This is a genomic window from Robertmurraya sp., assembly GCF_036676585.1.
In the GTDB taxonomy this organism is placed as follows: domain Bacteria; phylum Bacillota; class Bacilli; order Bacillales; family Cytobacillaceae; genus Robertmurraya_A.
In genome coordinates this window covers 1-9,604 of the sequence record NZ_JAKFCQ010000007.1, presented here as the reverse complement: position 1 = coordinate 9,604, position 9,604 = coordinate 1, and the positions used below count along the sequence as shown (strand labels likewise).

Annotated in this window: 8 protein-coding genes; 6 read left to right on the top strand and 2 right to left on the bottom strand. The window is 41.9% G+C overall.

Annotated elements, in window-relative coordinates; genetic code table 11:
* Positions 1-170: 170 nt before the first annotated feature.
* On the bottom strand, positions 171-2,243 hold the full coding sequence (locus ACGLXV_RS00675; protein ID WP_391557073.1) for a transglycosylase domain-containing protein: 2,073 nt from the start codon (positions 2,241-2,243) through the stop codon (positions 171-173).
* 236 nt (positions 2,244-2,479) lie between these two features.
* Between ACGLXV_RS00675 and speE the strand changes: the two genes are divergently transcribed.
* From speE to ACGLXV_RS00645, 6 genes are all read left to right on the top strand, one after another.
* Complete coding sequence (speE, locus tag ACGLXV_RS00670; protein WP_119710289.1) at positions 2,480-3,310, top strand: polyamine aminopropyltransferase; 831 nt, start codon at positions 2,480-2,482, stop codon at positions 3,308-3,310.
* Between the two features lie 156 nt (positions 3,311-3,466).
* Positions 3,467-4,339, top strand: a complete 873-nt coding sequence (gene speB / locus ACGLXV_RS00665) for an agmatinase (RefSeq protein WP_391557072.1) — start codon at positions 3,467-3,469, stop codon at positions 4,337-4,339.
* Between the two features lie 398 nt (positions 4,340-4,737).
* A complete protein-coding gene (locus tag ACGLXV_RS00660; RefSeq protein WP_119710287.1) occupies positions 4,738-5,181 on the top strand; it encodes a YwiB family protein in 444 nt (147 codons plus the stop codon).
* On the top strand, positions 5,178-6,848 hold the full coding sequence (gene argS, locus ACGLXV_RS00655) for an arginine--tRNA ligase (protein WP_391557071.1): 1,671 nt from the start codon (positions 5,178-5,180) through the stop codon (positions 6,846-6,848). Before ACGLXV_RS00660 ends, argS begins: the two co-directional genes overlap by 4 nt.
* Before the next feature lie 57 nt (positions 6,849-6,905).
* Positions 6,906-7,976: a tRNA 2-selenouridine(34) synthase MnmH gene (gene mnmH, locus ACGLXV_RS00650; RefSeq protein WP_119710285.1), complete on the top strand. Its 1,071-nt coding sequence runs from the start codon at positions 6,906-6,908 to the stop codon at positions 7,974-7,976.
* A 54-nt stretch (positions 7,977-8,030) separates the two neighbouring features.
* Positions 8,031-8,210: a XapX domain-containing protein gene (locus ACGLXV_RS00645; protein WP_160545886.1), complete on the top strand. Its 180-nt coding sequence runs from the start codon at positions 8,031-8,033 to the stop codon at positions 8,208-8,210.
* Positions 8,211-8,593: 383 nt separating this feature from the next.
* Here the strand turns inward: ACGLXV_RS00645 and uvsE are convergent, their stop codons facing one another.
* The gene (uvsE, locus tag ACGLXV_RS00640) at positions 8,594-9,550 is read right to left on the bottom strand and encodes a UV DNA damage repair endonuclease UvsE (RefSeq protein WP_391557070.1); all 957 of its coding nucleotides are present in this window, start codon (positions 9,548-9,550) and stop codon (positions 8,594-8,596) included.
* Positions 9,551-9,604: the final 54 nt, after the last annotated feature.

Genomic DNA, 9,604 nt, shown 5'->3' with positions numbered 1-9,604 from the left:
GAATCGCAAATAAATTTTTGAAATCGCAAATAAAATCTGAAGATCGCAAATAAATCTGTTAAATCGCAAATATCCCGAAGAAAATTCACTAGGTATCCCCATTTTCCTCTCAGAGGCCTCGAAAAACCGCAATTTCAAATAAAAAAGGAGCCAACTCAGGTAAAAACCTGTTAGCTCCAATCAAAAATTCTCTTATACCATGTCTTTTTCTCTTTCTTTTCTTCTTTTTTCTTTTCGGTTGGCTTTTCGGCATCATGTTCTAGATGATCGATGCAGTGCTTGGTTGGTTCGGTTCCTGCGATAAAATAAGTGAGTCGTTTGACAGGGCAGTCATCGGTTGCTAAAAGGCCGCTTTCAGGGTCGATATATACTCCAACTGTTCCTTTAGGGGCTTTGAAGTTTTTAATCGGCTCATCAGCTAGTGCGTCCTCCATATAGTTGACCCAAATGTTTTTCGCGTACGATTTCTCAGCAACGATTTCAATCGGATTTCCTTGGTCATAACCTGTCCATACGGCCGTAACTAGCTGAGGAGAAAAACCGACCATCCAGCTATCGGAATCAGTGGAGCCAGACTTCCCAGCATAAATTCGGGTCATATCATTGATCATTGAGCTGCCGGTCACATTGGAATATCCATCCAGCTTTTTATCAAACATCCCTGTCATCATATGGGTCATAACGAAAGCTGCGTCAGCTTTTAGAACACGCTCGTTTTCCTTTTCATACTCGTAAATGACTTCCCCACGATGGTCTTCCACTCTCTTAATAAGAACCGGCTTCACTTTTTTTCCACCGTTTGCAAACAGGCTATAGGCATTTGCCATATCAATAACCTTTACCCCACTTGTCCCAAGTGCTAAGGATGGTACGTTTTCCATAGGAGTCGTAATTCCAAATTGCTTGGCTGTTTTTACGAGTGTGTCTTCTCCTAAAAATAAATGTGTTTTAACCGCATACACATTATCGGAAAGGGCGAGTGCTTGTGCCATTGTGATTTCTTTTCCCGCGTACTTATTATTAAAATTATGCGGTGTATACTCCGCTCGGTTATCGTCAAAACGGAAGGTTGTCATTTCACTTCTCACTAATGATGCGGGCGTAAATCCTTGTGAAATCGCCGCATAGTAGAGAAGCGGCTTGATGGTAGAACCCGGTTGACGAACAGCTTGAACGGCACGGTTGAACGGACTTTCCACATAATCTCTTCCGCCTACCATCGCCTTTACATACCCGTTTTTCGGATTCATTGACACGAGTGCTACCTGCAATTGAGAATCCTTTGCCATATGAGTGGAAACATTTTTCTCTGCTAACTCCTGCTGCTCGGTATCAAGTGTTGTGTACACACGTAGTCCACCAAGCTCAATCGTTCGGTCATCCAAACCTAAGTCATTTTTTAATGCTTGCTTAACGGCATCTTGAAAATACGGAGCAATTTGTGTCACGGCATGGGAATGCTCTCCAACAAATGATAGCGTCTCATCAATAGCCGTATTCGCATCAGCTTCGGTAATGTATTTACTTTTCACCATAGAATCCAAAATGATTTTTTGACGGTCCTTTGCATTTTCCTCCGAAATAAGAGGAGAGTAGATGCTTGGACCTTTTGGAATCCCAGCTAGCATAGAGGCCTCAGCTAGAGTCAAGTCAGCAGCATTTTTTCCTAAATAATACTGACTGGCTGCTTGAATGCCGTAAGCTCCTTTTCCATAATAGATGGTATTTAAGTAACCTTCGAGGATCTCGTTTTTCGTATAATTCATTTCGATTCGAATCGTGTAAAGTGCTTCTAGTAGCTTACGCTTCCACGTTTTTTCATGCTCGAGAAATAAATTTCGTGCATACTGTTGACTAATCGTGCTTGCTCCTTGAACTTTCGCCATTGCCTTGAGGTCAGCAAGAGCAGCACCAGCAATTCGTTTAAAATCAAATCCGTTATGCTTATAAAAGGATCGATCCTCAATCGCTACGGTTGCTTCAATTAAATGGGGGGAAATTTCATCGATTCCTACCCAGTATCTCTTTTCACCATTATTGCTTTCGCCGATTACCTGCCCATCATCCGAGTAATATAGAGACGATTGAGGCACGGCGAGAGGAGGAGGGCCCTGCACCTTGGCGTATATAAGAACACCGGTCACTAATAAAACAAGTAAACCAAGACCGATAGATCCAAGAATGAGTAAGGCACGTATGTATTTCATCGTTCTTCTAAACCGCTGATCCGTAATAACCTCCAAGGATGACACCTCACCTTCAGATAGATTTTTCCTGTTTTCCCATCTTTCTTACTAGTATGAAAAGAAAGAGGCTGTTTTAAACACCTATCTATTAAAAAAAGAATTTTTTTCTTGCAATTTTGCTAGATTCATCTATACTTTTTCTCATGTTTGAGTTTTTTTGGGGAAGAATAACAATACAGGAAAATGAGTATTGAAACCGATAGATATTTTTTAAATAAGGAAGGATGGCGTAAATGGGACTTTGGTTTACGGAAAAGCAAACTGAGAATTTTGGCATCACAATGAAGGTAAAGCGTACATTACATACGGAGCAAACAGACTTTCAAAAATTAGATATGGTAGAAACAGAAGAATGGGGCAATATGCTTCTTTTAGATGACATGGTAATGACATCAATTAAAGATGAGTTCGTATACCACGAAATGGTTGCTCATATTCCATTATTCACTCACCCAAATCCGGAAAACGTACTGGTTGTTGGTGGCGGAGACGGAGGAGTTATTCGCGAAGTGCTTAAGCACCCAAGCGTGAAAAAGGCAACTCTTGTTGAAATCGATGGAAAAGTAATTGAGTACTCTAAAAAGTACCTTCCAGAGATTGCAGGACAGCTAGACGATCCACGTGTAGAAGTTAAAGTGGATGATGGTTTTATGCACATCGCTACAGCAGAAAACGTATACGATGTGATCATGGTAGACTCAACTGAGCCAGTTGGTCCAGCAGTAAACCTATTTACAAAAGGATTTTATGCAGGGATTTCTAAGGCGTTAAAAGAAGACGGAATCTTCGTTGCACAATCAGATAACCCTTGGTTCAAAGCGGACTTAATCCGTTCTGTACAAAAAGACGTAAAGGAAATCTTCCCGATCACTCGCCTTTACATCGCAAACATCCCAACATACCCAAGCGGAATGTGGGCATTCACTTTAGGATCAAAGAAGCATGATCCACTTGAAGTAGCTGAAGAGCGCTTCCATGATATTGATACTAAGTATTACACAAAAGAACTTCACAATGCAGCATTTGTGCTACCGAAGTTTGTTAAAGATTTAATCGAAGGCTAATAATAAATAAGACGGGGGGAGCTTCTCTCCGTTTTTTAATGTGAAAGTCTAGGAGGACAGTTTACACCTGAAGATAGCCTTTGTTACGTAGTAACACCAGCTATCGGAAGGTGTAAACTGGTCCCCTTATAAGTGAATTAAGGAGGAAAACTACTTATGCGTTTTGATGAAGCATACTCAGGTAATGTGTTTATTAAAAGCCATCCAAGCTTTGAGGAAAGTAAAGCGGTATTGTACGGAATGCCGATGGACTGGACAGTAAGTTACCGACCAGGATCTCGTTTTGGTCCAGCGCGTATTCGTGAAGTGTCCATTGGATTAGAAGAATACAGCTTGTACTTAGACCGTGAGCTAGAAGATGTGAAATATTATGATGCGGGTGATATTCCACTTCCGTTCGGAAATCCACAACGCAGTTTAGATATGATCGAAGAGTTTGTGGACAAGGTTCTTGATGCTGGAAAATTCCCGCTTGGCATGGGTGGAGAGCATTTAGTTTCTTGGCCAGTTTTTAAAGCAATGGTAAAAAAGTATCCGGATTTAGCCATCATACATATGGATGCACACACAGATCTTCGTGAGAACTATGAGGGAGAGCCATTATCTCACTCTACACCGATTCGTAAGGTGGCAGATTTAATCGGGCCACAAAATGTGTATTCATTTGGTATCCGAAGCGGCATGAAGGAAGAGTTCCAATGGGCGAAGGAAGTTGGCATGCATATTTCTCCGTTCGAAGTGCTTGAGCCTTTGAAAAAAGTATTGCCAACATTAGCAAGACGTCCTGTGTATGTAACAATTGATATCGATGTTCTTGACCCTGCGCATGCACCAGGAACAGGTACAGTTGATGCAGGTGGAATCACTTCTAAAGAGCTACTAGCTTCCATTCACGAAATTGCACGCTCGGAAGTTAATGTAGTGGGAGCAGACTTAGTAGAAGTAGCCCCAATTTACGACCACTCAGAACAAACAGCAAACACAGCAAGCAAACTCATCCGCGAAATGATTCTTGGATGGGTGAAATAAGGATGGAATCGTGCACCTGCCAGGTTTTGGCGGGTGTTTTTTGTAGGGGAAATTAACAAAAGCCACTAATAAAAAAACCAAATAGAGAGTTATGACATGAGTAAGAAGGAAAAACACTTAATAGTGTCATAAGATTAGCTTTATAACCTGTAACAGAAAAATACCATTGCCCATGCGTCATAAAGTTCATATTATGACCTTAGACAGATATAAAATCAGGCTGCACACGTCATAAAAACGAAGTTATGACATGATAACAAGGTGCTACCTCTCCAATAAGGTCATAAGTACAGCTCCTCTACAGCAAATAGTAGCAACACCACCTTGCGCTCCCCCTCCAAAATCTTTATAATTATTAAGTTATAGAGAAAGCATTGATAAAAGGAAGTGTATGGCCGTTGTCGAATAGTCCAGCGGATCAAATTCCCGTAAAAATTAAGGTATATACGTCCATTGAGAATGGTGGGGAAAAGGAAACTTTTGAACTCACTACTTTTGGTCGATACTATGTAAAGAATGCGAGCGCCTATCTTCAATACGAGGAAAGTACAGAAGAGGGGCCGATGAAAACGACGATGAAGCTTACGGATGATGTGATTCTTCTTATGAGAAGCGGCTCGATTAAGATGCGAATGCTGCTAGAAGAAAGGAAGAAGCATCGCGGCAGCTATACGACTCCGTTTGGAGAGCTGCAAATGATTACAGATACAAAAGAACTTCAGCATAGATGGAACAGTGAGAGTAGTAAAGGAACGATCGAGGTTTTATACGATCTTTCGATACAAGGCTCAAAAGCAGGTACATACAAATTGCAAATCGTGTTTGAGGAGGAAAAACGTTGAATATCGTTGAACAGGTACAATTGAAGCTTAAAGAGGAAATAAAAGCGGCAGTTATAAAAGCAGAGCTAGCAACAGAGGAGCAGCTTCCAGATGTGATTCTTGAAACGCCAAAGGATAAAGCAAATGGGGACTACTCTACCAATATGGCGATGCAGTTAGCGAGAGTGGCAAAGAAAGCACCGCGTGCGATTGCGGAGGCGCTTGTGGCAAACTTTGATCAATCAAAGGCATCGATTGAAAAAATTGATATCGCTGGACCTGGATTTATCAATTTTTACATGAACAATAATTACTTAACAGACTTAATTCCGACGATTCTTACGGCTGGTGAAAAGTACGGAGAAACCACGGTTGGAAACGGACAAAAAATTCAAGTTGAGTTTGTGTCTGCGAACCCAACAGGGGACCTTCACCTTGGACATGCTCGTGGAGCGGCAGTTGGGGATTCTCTTTGTAATGTGTTAGCAAAAGCTGGTTACGATGTATCGCGTGAATACTATATTAACGATGCAGGAAACCAAATCAATAACCTTGCTTTATCGGTAGAAGCTCGTTACTTCCAAGCGCTTGGTATGGAAAAAGACATGCCGGCTGATGGATACCACGGTGAAGATATTATTGGAATCGGTAAGCGTTTGGCTGAAGAGTATGGCGACAAGTTCGTCAATACTGATGAGAAAGAGCGCTTTGACTTTTTCCGTAGCTACGGGTTAAAGGAGGAAATGGCCAAGCTGAAGCAGGATCTTGAGGACTTCCGCGTTCCATTTGATGTATGGTACTCAGAAACATCTCTTTATGGAGATGGAAAAATTGATGTAGCTTTAGACAAGCTTCGTGAAAATGGCTATATTTACGAAGAAGATGGAGCGACTTGGTTCCGCTCAACAGATCTAGGAGATGACAAAGACCGCGTGCTTATTAAGCAGGATGGTTCTTACACCTACTTAACACCTGACATCGCTTATCATAAAAATAAGCTTGATCGTGGCTTTGAAAAGCTTATCAATATTTGGGGTGCGGATCACCACGGATATATTCCTAGAATGAAAGCAGCGATCGAAGCGTTAGGATATGGAAAAGATGTACTTGAGGTTGAAATTATCCAGCTTGTTCACCTATACAAAAATGGTGAAAAGATGAAGATGAGTAAGCGTACAGGGAAAGCTGTTACGATGCGTGATCTAGTCGAAGAGGTAGGCTTAGATGCGACTCGTTACTTCTTTGCGATGAGAAGTGCGGATACGCATATGGACTTTGATCTTGATTTAGCGGTATCACAATCCAATGAAAATCCAGTATACTATGCTCAATACGCACATGCTCGTATTTGCAGCATCCTTCGCCAAGGGGAAGAGAATGGGTTCACGTATGATTCGAACGCTGATTTCTCTTTAATCGGCGCTGAGAAGGAAATTGAAGTGCTTAAAAAGCTTGGTGAGTTTCCTCTAGCGGTGGCAGAAGCAGCCGAGAAGCGCATGCCACACCGAGTGACAAACTATATTTATGAGCTTGCTTCAACTTTCCACAGCTTTTACAATGCGGAAAAAGTGTTGGATGCGGAAAACGTGGAGCGCACAAAGGCACGCCTTTCATTAATTAAAGCTGTGCAAACGACGTTAAAGAATGCACTGAAATTAATCGGAGTTTCCGCTCCTGAAAAAATGTAACAAGTGAGAGGCTTCCGGAGTGGGAGCCTCTTTTGAAACTTAAAGGTGGAGGAAGACATGATTAGAGACTGTTCAGTTGAAAAGTTTTTAGAAAATAAAGAGCGCTATACGACGATCGATGTTCGGTCACCAGGTGAATTCGATGATAGCCATATACCTGGATCGGTCAATATTCCTCTTTTTACAAATGAAGAGCGGGCATTGATTGGAACCATTTATAAGCAAGAAGGACAGAAGGAAGCCAAGTGGAAGGCAATGGAGATTGTTAGTCCGAAAATTCCTGATATGCTTGCGCGAATTCAAGAGATTGAAGAATCTGGTCGCGAACCAATGGTGTACTGCTGGAGAGGTGGAATGAGAAGCCAATCCGTTGCCACGTTTGCCACGCTCGCGGGGCTTCATGTGAGAAGAATCGAGGGGGGCTACCGTGCCTATCGTGAGCATGTGATAGAGCATATCTCTGACTTAATTCCTGCTGAATCTGTGGTCATTACCGGGATGACAGGAACAGGAAAAACAGAGATTCTTCAGCATTTAAATACGGCAGGATATCCAGTGCTCGATTTAGAGAAGTACGCGAATCATAAAGGCTCGGTATTTGGCTCGATTGGTGGGGAAACACCGCATAACCAAAAGATGTTTGATGCTCTTCTTTTTGAAGATTTAAAGAAGCTCAAAGGCTCTCCATATTTCATTATGGAAGGAGAGAGCAAACGCATTGGACATGCTGTGCAGCCGCCAGAGTTAACAGAGAAAAAACTGAAGGGACTTCATATCACTGTTTATTCCTCTATCGAAAAACGGATGGAGCGTATTTATGAGCAATACGTGAAACCTTATGAGCATTCGGATGCTTTTCATGAACGTGTTGAACTTGCTTTGAAGATGATTATTAAGAGAATAAAATCATTCGATATTCAAACAGAGCTACTAAGATGTGTGGAAGAAAGAGATTATATGCCACTTATCAAGCTATTAATGGAGCATTACTATGACCCTCGCTACGGAAATAAAGTAGGGGACTATGAAAACCCGGAAATCTTCGTTTGCAGTGATTCGGTTTTAGAGGCAACAAATAAGATCGCTGAGATTATTGAGCAATCAAGAAGAGCGAAAATCGAAGTATAAAGGGGCATTGTGGGGAATGCTTTAAAGTATACGATTGATTTTTGGAGGGGTACTATGAAGCTTGTCCTGCTATCGTTAGTAACGGGTTTTTTCGTCGGGTTTATTTTTGCACTCTTTCGTCTGCCTATTCCGGCTCCACCTGCTTTAGCGGGTATCACTGGGATTGTAGGTATTTATTTAGGCTTTAAAGTGTTTGAGCAGTTAACTCCATGGCTGCAAAGTTTCGGAAAATAAGTAGAATGCTTTTCTTAGTATACGTGCCGACCATGACAGCCGTATGGGCATCGAAACTCGCTATAGTAATTGGCGAGTTTCTTTATTTGGAATATCCCTTTTAAAATAAGATGTATTGTCCTAATCAAATAAGCGGAGAATTTTCGGTTAAATGCAGAATGGAGTTCGTTTCGGGGTAAATAAGGGGAGTTTTTCCGCTTATGCAAAGCAAAATCTCCCCTTTTCGGATTTTTCGAGCCAATAGGCGGAATCTCTCCGTCTATTTACGCTTTTCTTAATTATAATTAATAATTAAGCGGAATTTCTCCGTCTATTTATCAGCTCGGCTGCTTAACCTGATCCCCCAACCGATAAGTGCAGATCCTCTTGAACCTACAGATGGATCATTTCCATTCAATCTCTGCACCGCCCACTCGTTTCACACCCCGAATGCGGCTAATGTCTTCTACAAGTTTGAGGCATGCCATATCCTTCGCCTTAGCTTCAATCATAAAGTCGACATCGGCATTCATAGAACGGAGAAGCTCGATCAGGGGCATGATATATTCCAAATCAACAAAGTCAGCATGTGCTCGATACATTTTTTCCGACTTTGGGGAAGAAATATGGATTTTGGGTTTTAAAGAGCGACCTTCCCACGTTTGAAATACTTTTGGGAGCAAGGTATCCAGAGGCTCTTCACTCAAATTGGCCATATGATGATGATAATCAAAGACAAGACGAATGCCTTCTTTACGACATACAGAAAGTGTCTCCTCGGTGGTATATGTTTTATCATCATTTTCTAATGTGGTGACCTCTTTAATATGGGAGGGGAGTGTTTGAATATTTTCGTGAAAGCGTTCCAGTGACTGTGTTTTATCCCCGTAGGCTCCTCCGACATGAATATTCAGGACCCCGTCTTTTTCCACTCCCATCGCTTCGAGCATTCTGTAATGATAGTCCATATCAATCACCGCATTCTTTGTTACTTCTTCACGTGGAGAGGTGAACAAAGTGTACTGGTTAGGGTGGAAGCTTACACGCATCTGATGTCTGCGAATTAAATCGCCAAGCTCCTTCCACTCCTTTCGAAACGGTGTGACAAAATCCCAGTTCACCTCTGGGTGAGTAGAAAGAGGGGCGATGGAACTGGATAAGCGATACACTTGAATGCCGTGAGCCACGTTGTAGGATACCATTCGTAACGTATTAAATATATTTTCACCAGTAACAGCCATTAGTTTTTCCTCGCGTTCGGAAGCGGGAAGCTGCTTATACCGGGTAAAGGTCAAGGCTCTTGCAGGCGATGCCTCCCAAAGAGAAAGGGCAGTCGATACATAGCCAAAGCGAATTCTCATCGTCGTATGAACTCCTAACTAAAGAAAATAAGAAATAGGGCGTGCGATCCATTC